Source organism: Bacillus sp. NPDC057893 (genome assembly GCF_042796455.1).
Taxonomy (GTDB): domain Bacteria; phylum Bacillota; class Bacilli; order Bacillales; family Bacillaceae_G; genus Bacillus_A.
In genome coordinates this window covers 1-26544 of record NZ_JBHVNG010000014.1, presented here as the reverse complement: position 1 = coordinate 26544, position 26544 = coordinate 1, and the positions used below count along the sequence as shown (strand labels likewise).

General features: G+C 33.6%; 20 protein-coding genes and 6 pseudogenes. 7 read left to right on the top strand and 19 right to left on the bottom strand.

What is annotated here, in order from left to right:
* Positions 1 to 159 precede the first annotated feature (159 nt).
* The 3 genes from ACFVQC_RS27330 to ACFVQC_RS27320 form a co-directional block, all read right to left on the bottom strand.
* The gene (locus tag ACFVQC_RS27330) at positions 160 to 1371 is read right to left on the bottom strand and encodes a serine/threonine-protein kinase (RefSeq protein WP_377899849.1); all 1212 of its coding nucleotides are present in this window, start codon (positions 1369 to 1371) and stop codon (positions 160 to 162) included.
* Between the two features lie 316 nt (positions 1372 to 1687).
* Positions 1688 to 3481, bottom strand: coding sequence for a hypothetical protein (locus ACFVQC_RS27325; protein ID WP_377899848.1), 1794 nt, complete (start codon positions 3479 to 3481; stop codon positions 1688 to 1690).
* Positions 3482 to 3639: 158 nt separating this feature from the next.
* The gene (locus ACFVQC_RS27320) at positions 3640 to 4509 is read right to left on the bottom strand and encodes a hypothetical protein (protein WP_377899847.1); all 870 of its coding nucleotides are present in this window, start codon (positions 4507 to 4509) and stop codon (positions 3640 to 3642) included.
* 1045 nt (positions 4510 to 5554) lie between these two features.
* Between ACFVQC_RS27320 and ACFVQC_RS27315 the strand changes: the two genes are divergently transcribed.
* Positions 5555 to 5908 (top strand): phosphoglycolate phosphatase, encoded by a 354-nt coding sequence (locus tag ACFVQC_RS27315; protein ID WP_377899846.1) that lies wholly within the window; start codon positions 5555 to 5557, stop codon positions 5906 to 5908.
* Between the two features lie 304 nt (positions 5909 to 6212).
* Positions 6213 to 6779, top strand: a pseudogene (locus ACFVQC_RS27310) (hypothetical protein); the annotation flags it as partial.
* Between the two features lie 247 nt (positions 6780 to 7026).
* Here ACFVQC_RS27310 and ACFVQC_RS27305 read toward each other — a convergent pair.
* On the bottom strand, positions 7027 to 7197 hold the full coding sequence (locus ACFVQC_RS27305) for a hypothetical protein (protein WP_377899844.1): 171 nt from the start codon (positions 7195 to 7197) through the stop codon (positions 7027 to 7029).
* 111 nt (positions 7198 to 7308) lie between these two features.
* Positions 7309 to 7650 (bottom strand): annotated as a pseudogene (locus ACFVQC_RS30260) (DUF4046 domain-containing protein); the annotation flags it as partial.
* Between the two features lie 139 nt (positions 7651 to 7789).
* On the opposite strand from ACFVQC_RS30260, the gene ACFVQC_RS27300 reads away from it, so the two are divergent.
* On the top strand, positions 7790 to 9172 hold the full coding sequence (locus ACFVQC_RS27300; protein WP_377899843.1) for an alpha/beta hydrolase family protein: 1383 nt from the start codon (positions 7790 to 7792) through the stop codon (positions 9170 to 9172).
* 129 nt (positions 9173 to 9301) lie between these two features.
* Entirely contained in the window at positions 9302 to 9634 is a 333-nt protein-coding gene (locus ACFVQC_RS27295) for a hypothetical protein (RefSeq protein ID WP_377895527.1), read from the top strand.
* 717 nt (positions 9635 to 10351) lie between these two features.
* Here ACFVQC_RS27295 and ACFVQC_RS27290 read toward each other — a convergent pair.
* From ACFVQC_RS27290 to ACFVQC_RS27260, 7 genes and pseudogenes are all read right to left on the bottom strand, one after another.
* Positions 10352 to 11095 carry a lipoprotein BA_5634 family protein gene (locus ACFVQC_RS27290; RefSeq protein WP_377899842.1) on the bottom strand — a complete coding sequence of 248 codons (744 nt, stop codon included), beginning with the start codon at positions 11093 to 11095 and terminating at the stop codon, positions 10352 to 10354.
* A gap of 32 nt (positions 11096 to 11127) precedes the next feature.
* Entirely contained in the window at positions 11128 to 13098 is a 1971-nt protein-coding gene (locus ACFVQC_RS27285) for an FtsX-like permease family protein (protein WP_377899840.1), read from the bottom strand.
* Positions 13073 to 13843 (bottom strand): ABC transporter ATP-binding protein, encoded by a 771-nt coding sequence (locus ACFVQC_RS27280; protein ID WP_377899838.1) that lies wholly within the window; start codon positions 13841 to 13843, stop codon positions 13073 to 13075. The genes ACFVQC_RS27285 and ACFVQC_RS27280 overlap by 26 nt, the downstream gene beginning before the upstream one ends.
* Before the next feature lie 143 nt (positions 13844 to 13986).
* Positions 13987 to 14088 (bottom strand): annotated as a pseudogene (locus ACFVQC_RS27275) (sensor histidine kinase); the annotation flags it as partial.
* Positions 14084 to 15085: a DUF418 domain-containing protein gene (locus ACFVQC_RS27270; RefSeq protein WP_377899837.1), complete on the bottom strand. Its 1002-nt coding sequence runs from the start codon at positions 15083 to 15085 to the stop codon at positions 14084 to 14086. The pseudogene ACFVQC_RS27275 and the gene ACFVQC_RS27270, both read right to left, overlap by 5 nt.
* Positions 15086 to 15226: 141 nt before the next feature.
* Positions 15227 to 16213 carry a sensor histidine kinase gene (locus ACFVQC_RS27265; RefSeq protein WP_377899835.1) on the bottom strand — a complete coding sequence of 329 codons (987 nt, stop codon included), beginning with the start codon at positions 16211 to 16213 and terminating at the stop codon, positions 15227 to 15229.
* A complete protein-coding gene (locus ACFVQC_RS27260) occupies positions 16213 to 16917 on the bottom strand; it encodes a response regulator transcription factor (RefSeq protein ID WP_002169720.1) in 705 nt (234 codons plus the stop codon). Before ACFVQC_RS27260 ends, ACFVQC_RS27265 begins: the two co-directional genes overlap by 1 nt.
* Before the next feature lie 434 nt (positions 16918 to 17351).
* On the opposite strand from ACFVQC_RS27260, the pseudogene ACFVQC_RS27255 reads away from it, so the two are divergent.
* Positions 17352 to 17510, top strand: a pseudogene (locus ACFVQC_RS27255) (Tn3 family transposase); the annotation flags it as partial.
* A gap of 38 nt (positions 17511 to 17548) precedes the next feature.
* On the opposite strand, the pseudogene ACFVQC_RS27250 reads toward ACFVQC_RS27255, so the two are convergent.
* From ACFVQC_RS27250 to ACFVQC_RS27225, 6 genes and pseudogenes are all read right to left on the bottom strand, one after another.
* Positions 17549 to 17638 (bottom strand): annotated as a pseudogene (locus ACFVQC_RS27250) (Rpn family recombination-promoting nuclease/putative transposase); the annotation flags it as partial.
* Positions 17639 to 18029: 391 nt separating this feature from the next.
* Positions 18030 to 18716, bottom strand: a complete 687-nt coding sequence (locus ACFVQC_RS27245) for an ABC transporter ATP-binding protein (protein WP_377899833.1) — start codon at positions 18714 to 18716, stop codon at positions 18030 to 18032.
* Positions 18717 to 18727: 11 nt separating this feature from the next.
* Positions 18728 to 20149 (bottom strand): FtsX-like permease family protein, encoded by a 1422-nt coding sequence (locus ACFVQC_RS27240; protein ID WP_377899832.1) that lies wholly within the window; start codon positions 20147 to 20149, stop codon positions 18728 to 18730.
* Between the two features lie 651 nt (positions 20150 to 20800).
* On the bottom strand, positions 20801 to 22306 hold the full coding sequence (locus ACFVQC_RS27235) for a CoA transferase (protein ID WP_377899831.1): 1506 nt from the start codon (positions 22304 to 22306) through the stop codon (positions 20801 to 20803).
* Between the two features lie 41 nt (positions 22307 to 22347).
* Entirely contained in the window at positions 22348 to 23325 is a 978-nt protein-coding gene (locus tag ACFVQC_RS27230) for a 3-hydroxyacyl-CoA dehydrogenase NAD-binding domain-containing protein (protein WP_377899830.1), read from the bottom strand.
* A gap of 46 nt (positions 23326 to 23371) precedes the next feature.
* Entirely contained in the window at positions 23372 to 24112 is a 741-nt protein-coding gene (locus ACFVQC_RS27225; protein ID WP_264541618.1) for an acetoacetate decarboxylase, read from the bottom strand.
* A 286-nt stretch (positions 24113 to 24398) separates the two neighbouring features.
* Here ACFVQC_RS27225 and ACFVQC_RS27220 point away from each other — a divergent pair, with 286 nt between their 5' ends.
* Complete coding sequence (locus ACFVQC_RS27220; protein ID WP_264541617.1) at positions 24399 to 25004, top strand: TetR/AcrR family transcriptional regulator; 606 nt, start codon at positions 24399 to 24401, stop codon at positions 25002 to 25004.
* Between the two features lie 329 nt (positions 25005 to 25333).
* Here the strand turns inward: ACFVQC_RS27220 and ACFVQC_RS27215 are convergent.
* Positions 25334 to 25528: pseudogene (locus ACFVQC_RS27215) on the bottom strand (IS4 family transposase); the annotation flags it as partial.
* Positions 25529 to 25706: 178 nt separating this feature from the next.
* Between ACFVQC_RS27215 and fabZ the strand changes: the two are divergent.
* Positions 25707 to 26144, top strand: coding sequence for a 3-hydroxyacyl-ACP dehydratase FabZ (fabZ, locus tag ACFVQC_RS27210; protein ID WP_264541616.1), 438 nt, complete (start codon positions 25707 to 25709; stop codon positions 26142 to 26144).
* The last annotated feature ends 400 nt before the right edge of the window (positions 26145 to 26544 follow it).

The following is a 26544-nucleotide window of genomic DNA, read 5'->3' as shown; positions in this document are numbered from 1 at the left end:
ATATGAAATTTCGTTCCTTTACAATACTCCAAAAAATAGTAAATACTTAATTCGTATAATTTTTTAGAACTAATTTAACATTCACCCACCACATGTATACGAAAGCTAATTAGATCTTTTTAATAAATTTCTTATTAGTACTAATATGGACACTATTTTTTATACATTTAACAACTTCTTGTATTCTTCTTCGAATAAAGAAATTGTTTCAAATCTATCTTCTGGTTCATCTTCTGCCGCCTTTTTAATCAGAGGTTCAAAAGCTCCAGCAGCTTTGTAATTTGTATTTGGCGTCTTTCCTGTAAGAATAAAATAAAGTAGACGGCCTAACGAGTAAATATCACTCTTCTCAGTTGCATTTTTTAAATTTTCTTTTTGTTCAGGTGCTACATATTCTAATGTCCCATATCCCTCGACATATGAATAATCTTTTGAACGTATTTCATCATAATCTTTCCCTAAACCAAAATCACAAACATAAACATGTTGATCTTCGCCTAATAGAACATTTCTTGGCGATAGATCCCTATGCCATTTCCCTTTTTCATGAGCAAATTTCATTGCAGAAAGAATTTGTGTAAAGATCTCCAACCTCCTTTCAATCGTAAATTCATCTTTACCATTATTTTTTTCAATATACTTCTTAAGATCTGTATCTAATAATGGCATCAAATAATTGAATTTCTTTTGCTCCTCATTAATATCACTATCTATAATTGAAACTATATTAGAGTGACCCTTTAAATCCTGCAAGATTGAAACTTCTGTTTTAAACCTAGTTACATAAGCCTTATTTTTAGCATTCTTTCTTTTCAATCGTTTCAAGGCATATTTTATTCCTGTATCTTTATCCTTATACTTGTGTACCTCTGCAAAATAGCCAGCACCAACACTACTTATATACTCTAACCGATTCATCACATGTAATTCATATGTGTTGTCTGTCTCCTCCTCCTCATACCACTTTACCTCGCCGTGGTAATAGTCTGCTGTATATCCAATTCCAATTTCATCCAAAAACACATTTAGCTCCTCATACCCGCCCAAAATAATCAACATCTTAGCTAGTGCATCCATTAAAGAAGGAAATCCTTTTGCATAATACAACTTAAATAATTGGCTTATTTGAAAGATTATATCGTCTAATGGTAGTAGTTGAGGAATTGGAGACTTCTGTAGATCAGCTGCTAGGCTGTTGTATAGCTGACAACCCTTACCTAACATATCCTCGCCATATTTACTTAATTGATAATGTATAAATCCTTTAAAGTCTGTAAAAAAGATGAATTCATAAGGAAGTTCACTCATATAGCAATATTTTCCATTTTTATAAAATTTATATTGTGGGTGTTGGTCTAAAAAAGTATTCATAAATATTCCCCTTTCTACAATTAATAATTTTTATATATTACTTAATTGATTTTATTTGTTTAATTATACCAAATTATCTTTTGAAAATACTCTTATTTTACTTAATATACTTTTTATAGAAGTTTCCTTTGAACTTATTATCGAACATATTTTATTGCCCTATTTTTATTTGGTAAGTATTTCCCCTACTTTATCATTAAAGATCATTTTATTAATTATAAAAGAGAATAAAGATACATGAACATCTCCTATTTTAGAAATATTGATGTATCTTTTATCAATTACTCTTTCTCCAAACATTACTACTATAATATTGTTATTTAACTAGTTCTGATTCATACAAATCGCAATAGAGTTTGTAAATTGGATATACCTTATAGTTCTCTTGTTCTTCCTTGTTCAATCTTCCATAAGATAATTTAGCTTCCACTTTACTTTCTAATAGTACACTCGTACAGAAGTTCATATCTATATGACCTGCATGTTCTAGTTTTATAGCATATAATCTATCTATATCAGTTTCTGTCAATTTGCCTTCTCTTCGCTTCTTAATCTGTGTTTGATTGATATATAGGACCTTCGGAATCAAGGTATCCCCAGTATATTTTCCGTATATATAATCTGCTAAATCTAAAAAATCCAAATTCTTTGAAAGGTCATATGCATTTATACATTTTAAACAAAAGTCATTTGTTATATTTGCAACCTCATTATTTGCAAACGGATCAATGTGGCTAAATGACTCCTTAATTACATCTATATTCACGTTACAACCATACGCCAATGTCGAGCTGTTGAACATAGGATATGGTGTATACGGGGTTACAACATCATCACAGCCGACATAAATCTGATTATTAGGGAAGTTTTGAGAAAATGCATTCGAAAATTTCGGTTTCGCTTCTGGATTATAATAAAGGATAAATCGTATATCACCAATGTTAAACCCTATATATTCCGCATTTTCTGGAAGATCCAATATGACATCACTGCTATTATCATCAAACATCATTTTATTAAAATTACTAATTTGGTGAATAATTTTGTGTATGTCATTTGGTTCGTCTCCGAATTCAAGTTTTTCATCTACTTCTAATTGCGAAAAAATTTTTTTAAGTTGTAAAAATGTGTTGTATAAATTTTCGTAAGTTTTGATTAGCTCTAGTTCCTTTTTTGTTGTGGATAAATCCAGAGGCAATCGTAGGTTAACAAATTTCACTTTACTTGCTGATAATAATTTAATGATTAGTGGCAATACTTTTAATTGGGCATCTAAAGAATGCACTTTCTTTAGTTTAAAATCAAACTTTGTTGAATCCGATGTATAGGTAAGTTCTAATGAATTCTCAATTAACAATTCGATTCTCTTATCCATCTTTGTTGCTTCTATATTTAACACATATGATTGTTCATCTATAATGATTGTTTCTAAGATTTCACTTGATACAGCATCAATTCGAATGTGCTCCAGCGGAACAGTGAGTTTCTCTTTCACACCATAAAGCGTAAAATCATGTTCAAATATATTTCCCATAGATGGATCAAATGTTAAACTCGTTAATTCATAACTTGTAAAATCCTCACGCTTAAAAGGTGTACTTTCAATTAACATTAATGGTTGCTTATTGGTCTCATTCAAAAACTTAATACATACACTTGTTAAATCCGTTTCGGATAGTGGTCTCAGTTCAACCATTTTTCCTTTTGGTCTCTTTTTTAATGCGTATTGTTGCAAAACTCCATAGATTTCCAGAGGTAATAATTGTTTATAAAAAACCTTATATTCTCGATTTCTTTTTATTTCTACAACAAAATACAAGACACCTTGGCTATTCAAATAATTTTTGAGGTGCTCCATTTCGATTCGAAATTTTCTAGGCCCTGTTGTAAATTCTTCAACCAGCGTTCCTTTTACTTGTACGGGCACCTTACCCATTAATGATTCTACAGATTCCGATAAATCTTTAAAGACTTCTATATCACCATCAAACGAAATTCCCTTATCCCCCTCTGGAATATTTGGTTTAAGTGGTACATCTAGCGCGTTCGCAAAAGATTTAATTACCTCTACAGCCCGTCTTTCTATTTTATTATTACTTATCTTTCCCATCCCAGCACCTCTGTTTTTTCTATAATTAAGATAATTATATCAATTGAACTCAGCAGAATCTATTTGTTATACCAAAAAAACCATATTCCCATTTCCATTTCCATGTAAAAAGACGACATAGAGTCGCCTTTTTTACTTTCTATATGCATGAGAACCAATCAAATACCTTTAGTAAGAATGTCTTTGAACTCTTTTATCTTTTCATCTATCATATTGGGATTTGGAAATGCTTTTGCAATGACTAGCAATTCCTTTGCTAGTTCATATGTTAAAGTATCAAGTTTTTTCCTATCTTCTCTAGTCATATTAAGGTTTGACATATATATTTCTTTATATTGAAGTTTATAATTTTGAATTCGTTTAGCTGTTTCTATCAAATTTTCTTGCTTTGTTTGCATCATAAGTTCATAAATTTTATTACTGTGATCCTCTATTTCGCCATGGTAACGTGTAAAGTGTTTCTTTTTTTGATAGGGTTCTTCATAACTAATAGGATATCCTCGTAATTTGAAATTATATAAAGACGATACAAACCAATTCATCCTTTGATTTAACTCATTGTAAAACGTTTCACTCGCTTCTTCTTCCTTTGATTTAATATGTTCGAAGCGTTCATCATTTTTTTTCATGACTGTATCAGCTGAATGGAAAGAAAACGAATAAGTGTCGGCTTTGTCTTTAATAAGAACGGAACCAAAACTAAAATCACATTTAAAATCTCCACAATCAAAATAGAAAGTCGATGTCTTATTATCAAAATCGTTTTTCCAATCTGTTAGCACTTTCACTTTCTCGTTATGTGACAATTTATGAAAAGCTTCGTTCCCAGTAATAACAACATCAAGAAATTGCATATTTTCAAGTGTGCGCCTTTTTTCATAGGATAAACCACGATCTGAATATGGATGTAAATTTATTTTTTTCTCAAATCCACTTAATTCTTCATCAATTTTCGAAGCATCCATCTTTGCGCAACCCGTAATTAATAATAGAGTAATAGCTACAATGTATAATTGTATTTTCTTCATAGAACACCCCTGATTTCTTTATGGTAAATATTATTTATATACAATAATAAAACACTTATATGTATTCTGTTTCTACTGTTCATATTCCCTTATCCATAGTTTTTTCATCGTTCTTTTTTCCAATATTAAGATATACACCAAAACATCTGACTTATGTTATAGTAAACTGGCGTATTTTGCGCATACTAATGTAGTAACCTTATATGCAGGGAGATCAAACGATGACAGAAGAAAAATACGCAGCTACGTACCAATTTGGTAAATCAACTGTACACGTCGTTTCACCAAGTCCTAAATCAAAAGAAGAAAATTACCATTAATGATAATATAATGGTACCTTCAGTTGTTAACTGTTGTTCCTTTTTTGAAAGTCCTGTCAAATGACAGGGCTTTTTAAATTTACTTCCTACTAAATTGCCTTTTCGTTAATATCCTTTCACCTTTACATCGGACAAGTAAACGACATTGGTGGAGATAGTTCCTCTTTCCTTATTAAACTGCATGCTTATATATGTGTTTTTCAACTTACATTCAAATAACGAAATGTTCACATTTCCGATACATTTATGAAACATTCTTATGATATATTAACTTTGTTCTTTTTATAAATCGTATCGTTCAGTAGAAAAGTCCTAGTCCCCTCTAGGACTTTTTTGTCTGCAAATAGCATGTTTGTCAGTTCCTTCGCATATCCATGTATAGACAACTATATATTGAAATGTTATAATAAAACAACGATTTTATGTAGTATCATATGCGACTTTTTCTTTGTTTATAGGACTCTTACTCAATTGTAAGAGTCATTTTTTTGTTCCAAAAAAATCATAAATGCATATCAAAATTCAAGTATGTATTTATTAGAATTCTGAAGGCATATGCTGATTAAAATAGCAATTGTATATAATTCCCACTGGTTCTACTATCTGATAAACCTTACAAATTTGTAATGCTAATGTCACCTGAATTGATAGTAAATTGGTTAATGTTGGTTTATGATACGAACTATTGACTTTATAAATACAACAACATTGGAAGGTGTTACTTAATGGGAAGAAACTTATTACGCTACGGAATTTTGAGTATAGCTTTTATAACCATCCCCATGTTATTTATACTTTTAGTACCCGCTCATTCCATTCCAAAAGAATATAGCGAAGAATGGCCAGAAGTTAAAAAAACTGCCGAACTTGTAACAATTGGTTACTTCAAAAAAGAGAGAAATCTCGATATCGTAATCGAAACAATTAAACCCTCAGAAGAATATAGAACACGTGAAATTTATCTGCATGGACATGCCGCGAACAATAATGAACAAAAAATTTCTGTTATTGTTAATTTTAGTGATAACTATTCCATTAGAGAAACATCTGAAAATCGTCTTAAAACAAGGAGTATTTAACTTCTGTTACATGCTCTTTTTTAATAATACTTTTGTTCAATTAAATAATTACTTGGATGCTATAGTCGATCCTCCTGCCTTTCTTCAAAAAAATCGACACAATCATAAAAACACAACTACCTTAGAATGTTGATTTTTGTCGGATTTTATTTTTAGAAAATTCTAATTTAAAGGAGGTTTTACAAAATTTTACACAGAATTAGTCGTATATCTTATAAAATTGGTAATTTTTTACGATTCGTTTCATTTTATCTACCACGTTTAGACAAATTAGAAAAAACAAAGGAAAAAGGAGAGGTATAGTTTGAAAAGAAAACTTGGGTCAACGATTGTGGGATTATCCGTCTTTAGTTTTGGTCTTTTTGGCGTAAATATTGGAGATGGCGGTGTTGTAAAAGCTGCACATGGCGATACACTTGCTCCTAAATTAGAGTCGCATGGGGATTCATGGGCTCCTGCTTTAAACCGTGGGGATACTGGCGGCGCTCCTGCTTTAAATAGTGGTGATACTGGTGGCGCTCCCGCTTATGATCACGGAAGGCCTCCTATTTCATCATACAATAAAGGTGATACTTGGGCTCCTTCCTTTACAAATACTCATGGGGAAGGATGGACTCCTAAAAAAGGGACTCATGCAGATTTAATCGCTCCTTCGCTAGAATCACATGGTAATACTGGTGGGGCTCCTGCTTTAAATGGTGGTGATACTGGTGGCGCTCCTGCTTTAAACGGTGGCGAAACACCTACACCGAAACAAGATACCCATGGACATTATCCAGCTCCAAAAGTAGAAAATCATGGTGACTACGGTGGCGCTCCTGCTTACAATATTGGCGATACTCCTGCTCCGAAATTAGAATCTGAAGGCGATGGTGGCGGGGCTCCTTCCTTAAATGGCGGGGAAACACCAGCGCCAAAGCAAGAGGCACATACTCATTTCCCTTCACCTAAACTAGATTCACATGGAAATGGTGGTGGGGCTCCTGCCTATAATAAAGGCGATACTGGCGGCGCTCCGAAACTAGAAGATCACGGTGAACACATTTAACACAAAAAGTCTAGCAATGATGCTAGGCTTTTTGTATTTTTCATCCTATTCATACTTCATTCAAACTTTCTCAACTTTTATTTTTCCAAAAATTATGTAAAGGCGTTGATAAGCCATTTGCAACAGCCCACTTCGTATCACATGTTTGTAGTACATCTTCTTCTGCCATCTTATATTTTTCTTTCAATAATATATGTAATACCTGAAGCGCAGTTGATTTATTCCAATATCCTTTTCGCACTCTACAAAATTTCCATTCTTGAAATTTACCTGGATATGCTGCATTTAAATAATGAAAAGGATTATTCCCCCAATGCTTATTGAGCGGGGTTGATAGATTATTTTTTCTAATCTATTCCATATCGAACATTTCTATTATTTTTGAATCTGAAAGCTTTTCTTTTTCTTCAATCACCCATTTCAGTATTTCTATCCCTTTTTCTATACTCCATAAATTTCGCCGTGTATTCGCAAACTCCCATTCTTGAAATTTATCTGGATAGAGATCTTGTATCATTGCGTATGGGCTAGCGTTCCAATACATCATGAGTGGTGTAAATAATCGGTATTTCGCGAACCATGCACGATTATAGTAGCACTTGATTTCTTCATCTGTTAGTTTTAATTTTTCTTCTATTGTCCACCGAAGTGCCTCAAGTGCATTTTCTTTGCTCCAATATTGGGCAGGGACTTGCTTAACTCCTCCACTCTTTCAAACTGGCTTTTTATGATATGTATGCAGGATTCCCTCTTACATGTACCGAAACCCCAATAGGGAAACATTCCACTAATTACCATACCTATATCTATCATCACATTTTGGAGGTTAAAACATGTCGAAAAAAAAGAGCATACAAAAATCAGCACTTTCTTTTACTCTACTCTTTTCTTTAGGGATTTCTTCTTTTCCGATTACAACTATTCACGCGGATACACAAGGGACACAAACTGCAGAAAAGAAACAAGTCTCTTTAACGGAGCGTACGTCTTTATTTTTTAAATATCTCAAGCAAGGTAAATATGCAGAGGCACTTCAATTGACGTCTGCAGCTTTTCAATCTAGGTTTACGGCAAATATATTACAAAGCTGGTGGACACAAAGTGGCGGGAGCAGGATTACAAGCATGGGAACGCCTGTTATAAAAGAACGAAACTTGGTCCATCAAACGGTTGAAATTCAAGGAGCTATCGAAGGAACTACTATTCCACTACTCCTTAAATTCACGCCTGGCGGCAAAGTAGATGAAGTTGGAGTAAGAACGACGCCCGAGAAATCTTATACCATCCCGCATCCTAGCTACGACCAACCTGATTCCTATCAAGAACGCGAAATCGTCATTGGAAATGCTACATACCCGTTACCAGCCACATTAACGGTTCCAAAACATAAAGCTGGTGAAAAAGTGCCTGTTGTTGTTCTTGTTCACGGTTCTGGTCCGCATGATCGTGATAGTACATTTATGGGAGCTAAAATCTTTAGAGACCTTGCAGCTGGTCTTTCATCAAGCGGTATCGCAGTGTTACGTTACGAGAAACGTTCCTTAGAACACGGTTTTAAAATGAGTGCAGAACCTGCTACCTTAGACCGTGATACTACAGATGATGCCATATATGCAGCTAAATCGGCAGCACAACAGGAAGGCATTGACCCTGCTAACATTTTCATTCTCGGACATAGTCAAGGAGCTGGCACAATGCCACGTATATTAAGCAAAGCACCTGCATCACTTGTGAGAGGAAGTATTTTAATGGCACCACCTGCGCGTCCTTTTACTGACATACTCCTTGATCAGTATCAGTACCTCGGGGCGCAAAAAGAATATATTGATGAACTAAAAAAACAATTTGCCTATATTGAGGATCCAACTTTTGATCCAGATCATCCACCAGCTGGTTACAATTATCTTTCTCCGCATTTCATGTATGATGTAACTCGTTGGCGTCCAGTTGAGGAAGCGAAATCACGAAAAGAACCATTACTAATTCTGCAAGGCGCACGTGATTATCAAGTAACAGTAAAAGATGAGTTTACGAGATGGCAAGAAGGACTTTCAAGCCGCAGCAATGTTCAGTTCAAAGAATATCCGAAATTGAATCACTTCTTCACGGAGGGGGACGGGGAATTAAGTCATCCAAGTGAATACGAAGTCCCTTCCAATGTACCTGCGTATGTCATTCAGGACATTGTTACATGGGTTAATGAGACTAAGAAATAAGAAAATAACAAATGCCATCATGCTAGCATCATTGTGTGATGGTTTTTGTAATACCAATTATTCCAGGTAGAAGTAAAGGGTTACTTTCCTAAAAAATTTAAAAAGAGGAAAAAAAGGAGATGAATCTTAGTGAATCGGAAGGTACCATTGACGATACTAGTCGTTGTTATTATTGGAATTATCCCGTACTATAATCGTACAGTTGAATCAAAAATACAAGGATTTCCTGTACCTGCTCGTGCAGAATATGTGTATCAAGAAGATCATAAAGATTATGAATACAATGGAGCATGTTTTTCGAACGGATTACCTTTTGATTATCAGTTAGGACTATGGTTTGCTGGATGGAAAACACAGAAAGCAGACGGCGCGATGATTACATATAAAAAGGATGATAGATTTGTAGTTTTAGTACTAGGCGGGAATGCCATATACATGTACGAAGATGGAAAAACTCAATAAGTCCAGTTTACAAATTCACATAATTTCTGTTCAGTTGCTATCAGGTTATCCAATGTAATAGCCTATAAAATAAATAAAAAGCCGTTCTTTCTTAAAAATCATAGAAAGAATGGCTTTTTTGTATGTCTACATTTTGTATTTATTTGACCAAAACATTTTCTACAGAAAGATAAATAATATACATATTGAAATGAAATAATTAACTAAAATATCGGAAGCTGAATTGTAAATTATGAAAGTTCTTTGGTCAAAATCTTAGTTTGATAGCGATGTGACAATTCTCCCAATGAACAGTATAAATTAACATAGTAAAATAATATTTTGGTGGGATTCCAATACATATTATTAAAATTAAAGTGGTTATCAAGTCGGAGGAAGGCACCTTAAGGTGTCTTTTTTTGCGCTAAGGAATTTTTCAGTTAAAAAACTTGGCTCTACTGTAAGTTAAGAAGGTTCCATAAACGGTCGTTTGTTAGACTCCAAAATCCTTTTCGGGAAAATTGTACGTTTAGACACATTTTAGACACAAAAAAAACAAGGATGTAAATTTAGATGCTGATTATATTTTCAAAAGTGGATCTGATTTTTTATTATGACTAAAAAATCAGATCCACTTATTTGTGTACTTAAAAATAATCATCTTTGAAAAAATCAATAAATGATTTTTTCAAAGATGATTAATATGTTCTAAACTTTTATTCTATATAAAAGTAATTTTTACTTTTCTGTAATATTTACAAATTCAACGGCTCCCTTACCCTCAGTACCTAAAGCCGTATTCACTTTATCTATTTCCTTACTTAATTCTGGTGCTTTCCCTTGATTGAGTAAATTATGATTCCCAAAAGATTTATTAAAAGATAGAATCTGTCTAGTTTTTTCTTTCCCATTTATTTCTTTAAATAATGTATCATCTACAATTAATAGGATTTCGTTAGATCCACCACGATATGGCGCTAGCCATACATCACCTTCGTATTGAGTAATCATTTTTTTCCCATCATATGTTATTTCTTTTAAGTCCTTATATTCTTTATTTGCAAATAAGATAATTTCATCTTTTTTTCTTTTTGGTAAAGAGGCAATAGGGACTGAAGATGTGAGCCCACTATTATTATCCCTTTCACGTATAAGCCCCTTTTTATTCATTTTTTCAGCAGTTGTTCTGCTTATAAATAGTAAATTACTAGGAGTATCCGTCCTAGCATCCACAAATTGTGTCGGGAGCTTTATGTTGAGTTTGTTATTATCTATGCTACCCTCTTTTATTTTGAATTGCTCTTGTGATATGGTTATATCTTTGTATAGGTCTATTATAGAAGTTCTTGTTTGTTCATTTAACTGCTCTACCTCTATTGAAAGCCCATTTGCCGGGGAGTTTTTTGCACCAAAGAATGAACATGCTCCTAACATGGTAATCGAAATACCAGCTACTATTAATAACCCAAGTCTTTTTTTCATCCTATATTCTCCTTCTTTTTATTATTTTTGAATTAAAAAATCGTTTTATACATTTTTTTCAAGTATTGAGAACGAACAAAGTAAAAGTATATAATTTGCAAAACTAAGAAACAAACCAATACTATAACGGAGCTACCCAAGACTGAAAAATTAGCTAACTTTTGTAAGGCCATAAAAGCAACTGTACTATGTGTAATCGCTATTGCAATTGGTAAAAAGAATAACAATGCAAGTTGACGTGACACAATTTTCTTTAATTCAGGTTTACTTAAACCAACTTTTGCTATCATTTTATATTGCCGCTGATTTCGTTCTAAGTCTGTATATAATCGGAAATATAAAAAGCTTGCAGCAAACGTAAAGAAAACAATGCCTATTAATACACTCATGATGGATGCAAGTCCAAAACCTTGTTTCATCACTATCCATGTAGATATTAAAGAAGAAAATTTATATTGTTCGTTGTATAATACAGGCTCATGTATACCTTCATTATCTTTCTGAAGAGTAGTCACGATTTTTTCAGCAACTTTTTTCGTGTTCTCCCAATCCTTCACAATAAAACCATTAATGGTGGATTCACCACGGTAATTCTCTGGATCCACTATCATTTGATTATATACTGCGTCTGGTATAATAATTGTCGTTATGTTTGTATCTTGTAGTTCTTTTGGCGTTAGTGTTTTATTTACATGCATATCTATTTTTATATTTCTATGCGACAATCGAAAGTTATTTTGATTCGATTTTGTATTAGCGAATTTTCTTGCAGGTATGACAATACTATCATTTTCATTTTTTAAGCTTTCTTTTTCAAAACCAAATGCCTCAGCTAACTTATTATAATCACTTATTTTTATAACGCTTAATAATACATTACTGTTATAAAGGGTATCTGGAATTTGTTTTATTGAATAAGCTACTTGTTTGAATTTAAACCCACCATTATTGAGTTGGCTTTCTATTTTTTTTAGATGCTCTTTTTCTAAAGGATTATTATTATAGGACTGATAAGAAAATGCAAAGGGACTATTCGATTCAGCCATAGATGAGTTACCTAATCCCATACAAGTTCCAACTGCAGTGAAGGCAACGGCAGATATAATAGTGACCATAAAAAACATTTTTGCATTATCTTTTAATTGATACACTAAATCTGAGATGGTGAGTATGTTTGTTTTCTTAAAGAAAATATTTTCCCTTTTCTTTAATGCACGTAACACATATACACTGAGCTGTGTAAATAAGAAGTACGTTCCAAGTACAACAAAGCTCACCCCTGTCGCCATCATGAATAATACATATTTCATATCCTTATATTGAATTGCATTTACACTATGGAATACACCCGTATATCCTAATCCAATACAAATAAGTGCGAATAAAGACAGCCAAAAGGATGCTTTGGGTTCAGGCTTTGGCTTTTCTTCTGCTTTTATTAATTCTACTAATTGCTCTACATTTACTAGTCGAGAAGTGAAAAGTGAAATAAATAAAAATAATAAGAAGAAAGCTCCAAATGTTATTCCAATAGCTTTAAAGGGCATGTAAAATGGGAGTCCTTTATCAATCATTAGCAGATTGTTGCTCATAATTAAGATAAACTTAGAGAACGCCATTCCAATTGTAATTCCTGTTAAAATAGAAGCGATTCCAATTATTGTATTTTCAATAAATATTAATTTATTCAACTGTGAAGGTGACATCCCATGTAGCATTAGAATTCCAAAATCTTTTTTTCTTGTTTTTAAAAATGCACTTACAGAATATAGGATAAAGAAGAATGAGAAGAAAAATATTAACCCCTGCGATATCTGTAATCCTGACTTTGCAAATGTATTGATTGTTACACTGGCAGCAAGATCGCCTTGTAAATTAGGATGAAATGCAAGTAATGCATAAGTAAAGAAAATCATAATAGCAAACGTACTACTTAAAAAATGAGCCAAATATGTTCGTTTACTTCGAATGACGTTATTAAATGCGAACTGTCGAAAAGTCATTTGCATTTCCTCCTAATAATGCTAAAACCTCTAGAATCTTTTGATAGAATACTTTGCGATTATCTCCACAATAAATCTCATTGTATAACTGTCCATCTTTGATAAACACAATGCGATCACAATAACTTGCAGCCATTGCATCATGTGTCACTAACATCATCGTTGTGCTATTTTCTTTATTAAGCGTTGTCAATAATCCCATCACATCACGAGCAGATTTTGAATCCAGATTTCCTGTAGGCTCATCCGCAAGTAATAATTTCGGATTATGAATAGTAGCTCGTGCGATTGCTGTTCTTTGTGCTTGCCCACCAGAAATTTCATACGTACGTTTATCTAATATTTCAGTTATCCCTAGTTTTTCAGCAATAGCTTCCACTTTCCCTTCCATTTCTCTAGGGCTTACACCATCAAGCGTAAGTGGAAGAACAATATTTTCTTTCACTGTCAGTGTATTAAGGAGATTAAATGATTGAAAAACAAACCCTAATTCACGTCTTCGAAATAAAGACAACTGATCTGGAGATAACAGATATGGATTTTCTCCATGAATTAATACTTCTCCTGATGTTGGAGCATCTATAGTAGACACCATATTTAATAGCGTTGTTTTACCACTTCCAGATGGTCCCATAATTCCTACAAATTCACCTTTGTTTATTTTTAAATCAATATGGGATAATGCTGTATAAGAAATTTTCCCAGGATAAACTTTCCCTAAATCTGAAACATGTAGTATCTCCACAAGTATTTCACCTTCCATTTCTCTTTTCGATACATGAAGTGTAACCTATACTTAGTATGTCTCATATCGATTTCCCTAACATTTATCTAACAAGTTTGTAAGATTCAAAAGAAAAAACCGATGAAAAGTATACCTTTCATCGGTTAACGAGATGCATACGGGAATACGATTCTAACTTTGGTTCCCTTACCTACCTCAGATTCTAGCTCAATCTTATGATTTAATTTTTCACATACTTCTTTAACAGGTTTTGTTTTCTTTAAAATTAGAATCTTTCGCGAATGAACCTACAATTCTAACTTTCTTCCAATATATCCCCATACGCCATATCCATTCTAAAGGTCCCATTCTGAAGTACTTTAACCATATGTTACTATAAATAATTTGTATAACAATAATGGATAGACCGATACCTAAATAGGTTAAGAATGAGAACTTTTCATTTTCTAAATAGTCAAAAACAATCGATGTGTGCACAATAAAGTTTGACATAGACATTCGGCCAAATGCGATTAAACATGAGAACATACTTCTTACCATGGGAATCATACTTAAAATGGTAAAGCAAACAATATAAAATAGGGGCAGTACGAAAGAACTAAAATTATTCATCCAGCCATAAGAATAGTATGTTAAAAAGAAAAGAAGGACTAAACCTGTTACAAGTAATACCTTATATCTTTGTAGGTGATTGAAAAAAGATACTTGTCCTAAAAATATCCCTAAAATAACCATTGAAAACCCGCTTAACATGCTTACTAAAGATACAATTTGATTATTAGTTGATTCACCTTCAATTAAAACCATGTCACGTGTGAACCAAATTAATATTGCAATAGCGATAAAAACGACAATGTTAATCATCGGTGGTATATACTGAAATACAAATCCTATTAGCCCATAAATTGCATACATAATAAATAATCCACCGGCAGAGACCCCTACAAATGTACATGTAACACCAATTAATAACAGAATACTAAAACGCCGGATATATATTAAATTTGCCCTTTCACCCCTCTTCTTTAAATTTGACATTAATAATGCAGAAGATAAGCCTAGAAGGAACATAAATATATAAATAAATTTGGATACCATGAAAGTGTAAACGAAAGAGCTAAAATAAGGATGAGCATCAGTGCTCACCATACTCGTGTTTTGAAATATATTTGTAAAAGTAATACCTATAAGCGCAAATCCCCGTAAATAATCAACTATTTCAATACGTTGCTTTTGTATCATAATTCCTTTCTCCTTTCAGTTTTGATTCTACATACAATGTACATATTGCATAGGATTTTTCCTATCGATTTCCCTAACATTTATCTAACAAGTTTGTAAGATTCAAAAGAAAAAACCGATGAAAAGTCTACCTTTCATCGGTTAACGAGATGCATACGGGAATACGATTCTAACTTTTGTTCCCTTACCTACTTCAGATTCTAGATCAATCTTATGATTTAATTTTTCACATACTTCTTTAACAAGATATAATCCCATTCCCGTAGACTCTTTAAATTTCCTACCATTTTCTCCTGTATAAAATGGATTGAAAACACGTGGTAAATCAGCAATAGGAATGCCCACTCCATAATCTCTTACTTCCAAAATAATTGCTCGTCCTTTTGAATACGTTGATATTATTACTTTCTCTTTCTTACTTGATGAATATTTTATTGCGTTTGACAGCACTTGATTGAGTATAAATCGAAGCCATTTCTTATCTGTTTCTACAGTAAGGAGCGGACCCACTTTTACTTCTGGATACACATAACTACGTATAAACAGACGTTTATTTTCATGAATAACAGAATCAATCATTTCTAATAATGGCACTCTATCTACATGAAAATCCTGTTCAAATGTTTCTAAACGAGCAACATATAAGACCATTTCCAATCCTTTTTTGATTCTTTCCGTTTCTTCATTAATACTGTCAAATCGAGAGTCATCTGCATCCTGTGTAATTAACTCAATAACAGAAAGAGGTGTTTTCATTTGATGAACCCATTGATTCATAAAAGTCATTTGTTCTTGTTGTTTTCTTTCCCATTTTTTTAATTGGTTTTGATAATATTGATATTGAGTTTGTAGTAATTTATCTAAGGCCATTGATAATGGAGTCAAATCACTATCTTTTATTGACTCATTTAAAGTTTCCATTGGTGTTGATAGACGCTTGTAGAATGAACGATGACTATAATAACGATATATTAGATAACCTATTAATAAAAAAACACCCAAAAATACAGAATATAATGCTGTCAAAATATGTGGATAACCATCAAACCAATATATAAAAAGAATGATAAGCAATTGGGCAAATGTATAACAAATGAGTGGAATATGTTCTTCTAAAAATAATTTCATTATTCCTTTCCTTCCTTCTCCCAAGTAGCATGCAAACGATATCCAGCACCACGAACTGTCTCCAGTGCGTTTTCAATACCTAAATCTTGCAACTTCCTTCTAATTCTCCCTATATTTACACTCAATGTATTCTCGTCTATATATGAACTATCCCATAGTTGTTCTAAAATCACTTCACGTTTTACAAGGAGTGGAGACTTTGTTATCAATATTTCCAATAAAGTTGTTTCTTTTCTAGTAAGTATAATTGTCTTATCTTCTAGTTGAAGTTCCATTCTTTCTGGGAACAGGAATAATCCTGATTGCTCAACTATTCGTTCTTTTACTTTAGGAGCATATTCACCGTATGCTCTTCTGAGTTGACTACGGATTTTAGACATTACAACTTCATAATAAAAAGGTTTCGTAATGTAGTCATCACCACCATTTTCTAAAGCCATAACTTGATCCATTTCTCCACTCCTTGCAGATAGAAATATAATTGGACAAGTAGAAATAGCTCGTATTTGGCGGCACCAATAATAACCGTCAAAATTAGGCAGATTTACATCTAATAGCACTAAATCTGGTTTAATCTTTTGAAATGTAGCTAAGATATTTTCAAAATCCTCTATCATAACACTTTGATATCCGTATTTTTTAATATGAGTTCCCAGTAATTCAGCGATTTTTGTATCATCTTCTACAATCATGATTGTATTCATATTGTACTCTCCTCTAATTTAAGTGTGATTTTTAAAGTTTGTTTGGCTTTTTATATTTAATTTTTAAGTTAATTTATTTAAAAGAAATAATATCTTACATACGCCCTAAAATGCAATTAATATCAAATAAAGCTTACATCTGTTGTTTTTTATTAATAAAAATTTTAAGAGTAAATGGGTTGGGGTTTTTCAAAATATAGATAAGTTTTATTAATAAAATGAATTGATATTAGTAAGGGTATTTGAATAGGTAATAACTCAATATATCCATTAATATTTTTTATCCAATTTACTTTTCTGACTTTTAATTAACATATATTTCTGTACGCGATAATATCGAACCAAAAATCATAGGATTTCTCCTTTTTATGTGTTCAAAAACCTTGTAAACTTATGTATGTTCAGATAAATATACAAAATTAAGTTATTGAACAAAAGGAGTGGATATACCAGAGGAATATTTACAACATATATCTCCACTTGGATGGGAACATATCACATTGACAGGTGATTATGTGTGGAACTTAAACCAAAAAACAACTTTCAATAATCTAAGACCATTACGAGATAAAAACTCTATAAAAAAGAAATAAAATGAATAACCGATTCCCTGTACGTTAAGGAATCGGTTATTCATAGCTATTTGTAAAGTCAGATCTTGGTTCATCGCATTATCCTCCAATGTTTGTGTAAGATGTTCATCTTCATTCGCTGGAAATAAGGATATTCTCACATTCCTTAAAATAGTTAAAATCATATCTTAATTCATGTTTGAGACTCCTGGATTTCTATCTATACCTTTTTTCTATTTTCCTATCTCTTTAGGATCTAGGGGTCTTTCATTCCCATCATCATCAATCTTTGTATATGAGCCGTCTTCGTTTATACGAATAGACTTAGCATCTTTTTGTTCATTTGGTGATGAATTACCTGGCTTTTTATTAGGTGATTCAATCTGCTTTGGTTTATCAGCTTTCGAATCAGATTTTCCATCTTCTTGACTTACAGTACAGCCTCCTAATAATCCTATAATGAAAAGCAGACCTACTAATTTTTTATCATTTTCCCGATCTCCTTATCCTTCAAACTCTTCTAATCACAGAATTTGTTTTTTAGACGCTAGGGGCGTCTTTTACTACTAATTTTTTCTTACTTAAATAAACTGCTCGATCCGATTTTTTTGCAACTCCCTGTGAATGCGTCACAACAATTACACATTTATTCTCTTGATGCGCGAGCTCCTGAAACAACTCAATAATCTCTGTTGCTGTTTCTTCATCAAGGTTTCCTGTTGGTTCATCAGCAATAAGTAAATCCACATTACAAGATAGTGCTCGAGCAATTGCTACACGTTGTTGTTGTCCCCCACTTAGTTGCAAGACATTTCGTTTCGCCTCTACTTCTGTGAGTCCGACCTTCTCTAATAATTCTAATGCTCTTGCTTTTTTATTCTGTACCTTCACACCTGTAATTTCCATGGCCGTTAGTACATTCTGAAGAGCAGTCATATAGGTAATTAAGTTATATGCTTGGAAAATCACGGATACATATTGATTACGGTATCGATCCAAACCAATTTTTCGAATGTCCTTGCCTTTATACAGTACATGACCATTTTTAGGTATATCTAGCCCACAACCTAAGCTAAGCGTTGTGGTTTTACCAGATCCAGATGGCCCTAAAATCGTGTAAAAGTGCCCTTTTTGAAAAGAAAAATTAACATTATCTAGTATCGTTACTTTTTTTCCGTTACTTTCATAATAATAATTTAAGTTTTTAAATTGTAAAATCGTCTCCATATTGGGCCTCCTTATTCATCTTTTAAAAGAATTTGTTTTGGATTTAAGCGTAGAATAGATAGCGCTGGAAGAAGAGTTGCTAATATAGCAATAGCTAGTCCAATTCCCCCCATTTTTCCTAAATCCTCTCCTGTTACACTTACATCAATTTTATCAATTGGATCTTCTTTTTCATTTGGCATCTTACCATTAGCTTCAACTATCATTGATACCCCATTTTTTGACTCATCTTTTTCTTCGCTTGCTGTAGCAATTTCACTAGAGAGTAAATTATCTCCTATTAACTGAGACACTTTAGATCCTGTTGTGACAGATAATCCAAACGCTAATACAGCAACACATACTACTTCTACTACTAACTGGGCCATTAGTTTCCATTTTTTCTCCCCGATGGACAATAAGATACCCATTTCCTTACGACGCCCTTTAATTGATAACATAATGATTAATCCTAAGATAATAGCACCCGCAATAGATACAATATAGATAATCATTTGTGAAGTAGAGGCGATGTTTTCAATTGGGCCAACCATTTGTTTATATACTTCGTCATGTGCATCTAACTTGAATACTTCAAAATCAAGACCTGATTTCTTTGCTTCTTCTTTAAATGCATCAATAAATAATGGGTCTTTTAAAGAATATACCGCTTGAAGTGAAGTAGCGTCAGGACTACCTGCTTTTGCCTTCTCGTTCTTTCCCCCCGCGTTCTTTTGAGCGGCTTTATAGGTAGTATATATGTTGTTAGCTGGTTCTAACATAGCGTCACCCAAATTAGCTAAAATCCCTTCCAATTTTCGACTTGTTTCATAAATCCCAATAATCTCGTATTCCAGTGTAGTTTTGGAATCACTTCCTTTTACTTTAATTTTATCTCCGACTTTTAGGTTGTTTTCAGCGGCTAATCTTTTTTCAATAACAGCAACATCTTTATCGACTACATCCTTTGTAATTGGTTTGCCATCCACGATTTTACTTTCTCCACTTTTAAATGTGTCCAGTAAACTCATTTCTCTAACACCATATATACTTAGGGTCGGAATGTCTCCTTCTCCTGCCATCTTAGTAAATGAAGAATTGTTCTCTTTATTAGCTGGTTCAATATGTTTAAATCCATCGGGAGTACCATTACTTGTGAACAAGTAATTATAATTTTTAACATACTTTGATTTTGCTAATTTACCGGCTAATTGTTCAGTAAGAGGAGTAAATTTATCTTCCTGCCCACTCTCTAGTAGCTTTAGCTGATCAGGAGCTAGATCAACCTCTGCCCCCAATTTTTTTCTTGCAGCATCCGCTGCTTTTTGAGTTGCGTTTTGGACTGTGAAGCCTGCTAATACTAAATTGACAACAATTAAAAAGACTGCCATCAAAATGAATGTTGTTCCTTTTCGTTGTTTCATACTGAGAATTGCTCGTTTTATAAAATTCATTTTTTCTAACCTCCTTGATAACTTGAATTTTACAGACGCTATCTGGAGTCTATATGAAGATATTAGAGATTTATCTGGAGTTTATATGTGGATATTCATTGACCTGCTCAAAAAAACTGGAACACAAGTTAGAAATACGCAATCGATTTTGAATATTGGTAAGGAGTCAGTCCATTTAATTATTCAACAAATGAAATCCTATTAGAATATGCAATATTGTATATCTATTAATTGTAAAATAAACCTTATTTTACTCATATCTCTTGTTCAGGATACGTGATAGAATACGCTTTGTTAACTGTTAAGAAAGCTAATGCCATTGCTAACGTTAGCAGTTTATCAACCTATGCTGGGAAGTTATGTTCCTGGATTGCGGTATATGCCGCAGCTCTTAACTATTTGTTGAGGGCTTTTTTTATTTTCATTCGACAAATGTAGCTTTAGAATAAAAATTGATCAAATTAATACTAATAGCCTTGATAAATAAGCAAAAAGAAAGATCGTGTTTTGAAAAAAGATTAATCAAAACACGATCTTAATATATTTTATTGAATCATTTCTACGATATTTCCTCCATACAATTATTTATGTGAATTCAGCTCGTTATGACCCGTTTTTACAAGTATCTAGGCCGACCCAATAGTACTATAATTATTTAGGTAACCATCCTGGACGATTGGACCCACGTGGAATCAGAACTGTTTTATATTCACCAGGTGTCTCTGACATTTTCACTTGATCCGTTACTCCTTGATATAAACCGAATGGAGTTTCTGCTGTAAATAAATCTGGTGCAATATACTCATGTTCCTTTGAGGAACCAGCTGTTTCTTTAACAAATTGTTTATCAAAGATACCCATCGAAAGGATCCATAAAGATACACGATCTAAAGATACTCTTATACGATAACTACCGCCTTCTTTTGCCCTTCTCTCTAGTGCTACTAAAGCTCCTACTTCCAGTAACCAAGAAATTGCATAGTCATTTACAATGGAAATAGGAGGTAATTTTGGATTGTCAGGTGAACCTTCAAGAGCCATAACACCTGTTACACACCCGGCTGTTTGATCAAATCCATTACGGTTTGCCCAAGCGCCTTCTGTTCCATGTAAATTTACTGTACAATGGATGATACCTGGGCGAATTTGAGCACAATCTTCTGCTGATAGTCCATATTGCTCAATAAATCCAGAGCGACGATTAGCAAAAAAGATATCCGCACCTTGTAATAATTCTTCTACCTTTTGTTTACCCTCTCCAGTTCCTAAATCAAGTGTCGTAGAACGCATTCCCACATTTGATGTTGCATACACAATATCATGTTCCCAATCAGTTGGACGCCAGACGTTTAGAACATCTGCACCATGTAAAGCGAGTGCTCTTCCGAAACCTGCACCAGCAATAACATGCGCAAGTCCTAATGCACGAATACCTTCTAGTGGAGTCTTGGCATCTTTAGAAAGTTGCTCTGGATCACTCTCACCAATTTTTTCAATTTCAATAAGAGGAAGCTTCGCTACTTCTTCGTAAGTAGCTTCCATCATAAACTCTTCTATTGTACGAACTACTGGCATAACAATTCCGCGTTCAGCAGCAGCGTTCTCTAAATCATTTGAATTCCATTGTCTAATTGCATTGGCTACAGATCGACGATCTTCAGTACAATTTAAAAAATTCAATGCCTCGTGTTTAGATCGTGGATACGGATTAAGTGGCATAACCCATTTCCCGTCTTTTGTTTGATAGAAAGTAAAGTCAAAAGGATTATAAGGATCATTAGCAACACCTGGTGCTAGCCCATTGATTTTTTCCCACTGTCTATCGTAAAAAGGAGATAGTCTTCGAAGTGCCTTACGTAAATCCATGTGAATATCTTGACCTTTTCCTCCACGCATTCTCCAAATCTTTGAAACAGCAATGGATTTTGCTACTAAAGCGATTGCTGCAGTTGATGCTAGACGTAACGTACTTGGAACAATAGGGTCTTGACCATAAAAAGTAACTGTACCGCCACATTCTTCTACTGATAATCCGACTTCCTCTAAAACAGTGGTTAGTTCTTTATAAATATCGAAATCATCAAGTTTGGTTAATTTATTTTCATTTGCTTTAATGATAGCATCAGTAAGTTTTTTTGCGTCTGTATTTGTAGTCATTATAATCCCTTCCTTTTTAAAAATAGTATGACAAGATATATTTATTTTTTCTCATTAAGTACACGTAGCACAGATAGTTGGCGACAATCTCGCTCTTCTTCAAGCTGATTTTTAGCAATGGTGCCATAAGAAGCAATAGCTTGTTCAGACAATACCTGTACTGTATCTTTATCTAAATGTGGTTTACCAAGGTGATCCCAAAGGTCATTCATTCCCGGCCCTAAATGTTTGAGGAAAGCAGGGAAGCCCCCTTTGCCGCCTCCTAAATGGAATGTTAAAAATGGCCCACCTGCTGCCCAGCGAAGACCAATTGAGCTGGTGACAATTTCATCAAGCTCCTTCATTGAAACAACGCCTTCTAGTACCAAATGAATAGCCTCACGAAATAATGCTGACTGTAGACGATTTGCTACAAATCCATCCATTTCTTTTTTCAAAACAAGAGAGTTCTTACCTAATGCTTCATAAAAATTGACAGCTTTCTTAACGGCACTAGAAGCTGTCAATTGGCCGGGTACAACCTCCACCAATGGAACAAGATGTGGTGGATTAAATGGATGGCCAATTAACATACGTTCTGGATTTTTCATCTTCTCTGCTATTTCACTGGCTTTTAATCCAGAAGAAGATGACAGCAGTAACGTGTCTTTGCTGACAAATTGTTCAATTTTGGCGTATAATTCCTGTTTAAAGTCTATACGTTCAGGGCCGTTTTCTTGTACAACAGCGGCACCGTCAAGTGCATGTTCAAGGTTTCTTTCAATAATTAATCGATCTGTAAGACACTCAGTTGGAAGTCCAAGTTCATGTAAAGTGGGGATAATCTGTTCTATACCCGCATGCACAACTTCTTCTAAATCAGGGAGAACGTCATTTACTCGTACTTCTAAACCTTTTGCAAGAAAATAGGCTGCCCATGAAATCCCAATGACACCAGCTCCAATAACTGTAACAGGGCTAAATACATGCAAATTCTCAGCTAACTGAGGACTATTAGCATTTTTACTCATCTTAACCATATCTAATTTCTTTCCTTTCTAACTAGATTTACCTTCTTCACATGTGTTACTTACTTGTTAGATAGTCATGTATAACACTTGGAGAAGACAAAGTAAGATCTGTAATTATGTGAGAGGTAGAGACAACCTCAAGCACAGGCAAATCTGACATTGGTGCTAATGCATGTGCAAATAACTCTAAGCGTGCAGGACCTGACCAAGCACCGTGAATAGTGATATCCGTAATTTGACTTCGGACAAGTTCACAAATCCTTGGGTATCCGTCATATCCTGGCATCTTTTTAATCATAAAGTTAGGTTTACAGATTTCTTTACGCGCCTCACCTAAGTCAAGAGGGCGGTGTTTGTAACCCATCGTGGCAGTTGCTACTCTTAAAGATCCGTAGTCAAGAGTACCCACTAATGTATCAGAATCCACAAATAGATTTGGTTTGCCTAACTTTTTAGGATAAGCACTTATCTCTCTTCCAGAAGCGATAGCGGGAAAACTATCTACGTACATAGCATGTAAATATTCACCCTCTTCGCCATCAAAGCTTACAGGAATTACTTGTCCACATTCAGTATAGGAACCCAATCCAGTTACATCTGGCATTTTCATAACTTCAAAACGAACAAGTGAATCCGTAATCTCCAAAGGTTCAGGTACTATTTTTCTCAGTGCATCTAGGTCTGTACGATATAAAATATTTAAGTATTCTCGATTATGGAATCGATAAGGACCTACCGGGAATGCTGGAGCATCCAGTGGTGTGGAAAACTGTTTGATCACTTCATTTTGTTGCATGTATGCTCACCTTCCTATTTTGAGTTTGCTTTTTCTTCAATACACTGATTGACTCTGGCTTGAATAACCAGTAATTAAGAACTTTTTTTTCAACATTATGTTGTTTTTTAATAAATCTGCTGTGAATATTTTTGATACTTTTGTTGCAAAAACAACACTTGTTGTAAATAATTATAGTTATAGATTTTACGATAACAAGAATCAAAAAAAGCTGAAATGATGCTTAAGCAACATTTCAGCTGGATATTGTTGCAAAAGTATAAAAAATTTGCAAAGGGGTTTAACAATGGTGAAAAAAAAAGTAGACCCGCGTGTACGCCGTACACACAATCTTCTCAGAGATTCTTTAATTGAGTTAATGGATGAGAAGAGTTATGAAAGCATTACGATACAAGATATTACTGAACGCGCAACTGTCAATCGAGCGACTTTTTATCGTCATTATGAAGATAAAGAGGATTTATTGAATCAAAGTATAGATAAGATGCTTAGAGAACTTTTTGGAGATGCATCGAAGTTCTACAGCGTGACCAAAGATCCACATGAATTACAGCATTATGTGGCTTTACATATTTTTGAGCATATAGCTAGGTCAAATAAGTTTTTTCACGTCATGTTAATCAAAAAAGGTATTCCAAACTTCATTCAATATCTAAAAGATTTTATTTTTCAATTTTATGATCACATGATTTTAGAAACAAATGTAAAAGAAGAGGAACTCCCTGTTACAAAAGAAATGATAGTTAGTTATATTTCTGCTGCATATATTGGTGTAATCTCTTGGTGGCTAGAAAATGATATGCCATGCTCACCATCTTCTATGGCTAAACAAATGATTCAAATAAATTTGCAAGGGCCCATTCAATTATTGGAACAATATCTAGATCGTTAAAATAGACCTCCTTTTTGAAGGAGATCTATTTTTGAGTGAGTTTATTTGTAATACGTATTTTTGGTTCTGGTGAAAAAAATACTGTCATTGTGTACACTGAAAATATTCACAAATAAAGAGCGTGTACGACGATGAAGTGACCAGTGGATTTTAAATGGAAGCATTATGAGCCAGAGATTATTCTATTAGGGGGTACCGTACATGCCCATCAACTTAAGAACGGAAACAAAATGAATTTTTGTTCATTTGAACTAAAAAACTCTTAAAATATTTTGTGTCCTTAAAAATAAGCATACTAAATAAACCTAGATAGGTATCATTTTTAAAAATTATGCAGCTTTCTTTTGTTTTCCAAATCCACTATATTCATAGACAACGCCCATAATATCAAAGACTGTTTTCTTCTCATATCGATAAGATTTTCGTCCATTCTTTTGTAGAAACTGGAACAAGTGGAATAGAATCTTGGTTATTTCTTGATTGTTTTTTTGTATAGCTTGATACAACAGATACAAATGATCTTTTCCGAATGAATAAGTAAAGGTATTATCTTAGAATGGTCCTTCTTTTTCTAAATTGATTCCGTACCGCTAACGTACGAAAAAATCATTACCTAGTACTAATATCTTGTGTTAATACATTAGATAGAGGGGGAAATATTGACTGAAGCATAAGTGTAAATATAAAAAAGGAGAGAGAGTTATGATTGATATTCAACAAATTAAAGGGATTCTTCCGCACCGTTACCCTTTTTTACTGATAGATCGTATTATTGAAGTAGAAGAAGGCAAACGCGCAGTTGCCATCAAAAATGTTACAATTAATGAAGAGTTTTTTAACGGCCACTTTCCTGACTATCCAGTTATGCCAGGCGTCTTAATTGTAGAAGCTTTAGCACAAGTAAGTGCATTTATTATGCTCATGAAAGAAGAAAACCGTGGAAATATTGGTTTTTTGACTGGTATTGATAATTGCCGATTCAAAAAACAAGTTCGTCCCGGTGATCAGCTACGTTTAGAAGTAGAGATGACGCGTGTTCGTCGTTTATTTGCCAAAGCCCATGCTATTGCTACAATAGATAACGAAATTGTTTGTGAAGCAGATATGACATTTGCTCTTTACGACAACAAAAAAGGATAAATACTTGTTAAGCCTCTAGCCTCTTTTATCACATAATATAAACGTTTCTAGTTATCATAAAAGCGATTATTGGTAGTAAAACAAAAACACTGGTATTAAGCCAGTGTTTTTGTTTTACTATTCCTAGAAGATATTAGGTTAATTGCAATGTATGGTGACCCCATGCCCATCAACTTAAGAATGAAAACAAAGTGTACTTTCATTTTGTGGGGTAAAGCATTCCTAAAATAGAAGCATACTCTTAATAATACGCATACCAAATAAACCCTATCGTTTTATCATTTTAGCCAAGAAGACTCCTTCCTCAAGGAACGCTTAGTGAGTAGGTGGGAGATGAATTGGCTTCGGACAAGGGATGGCAGGAAGCCATCTTAATTGTTCGACATACATAAACTGTTAC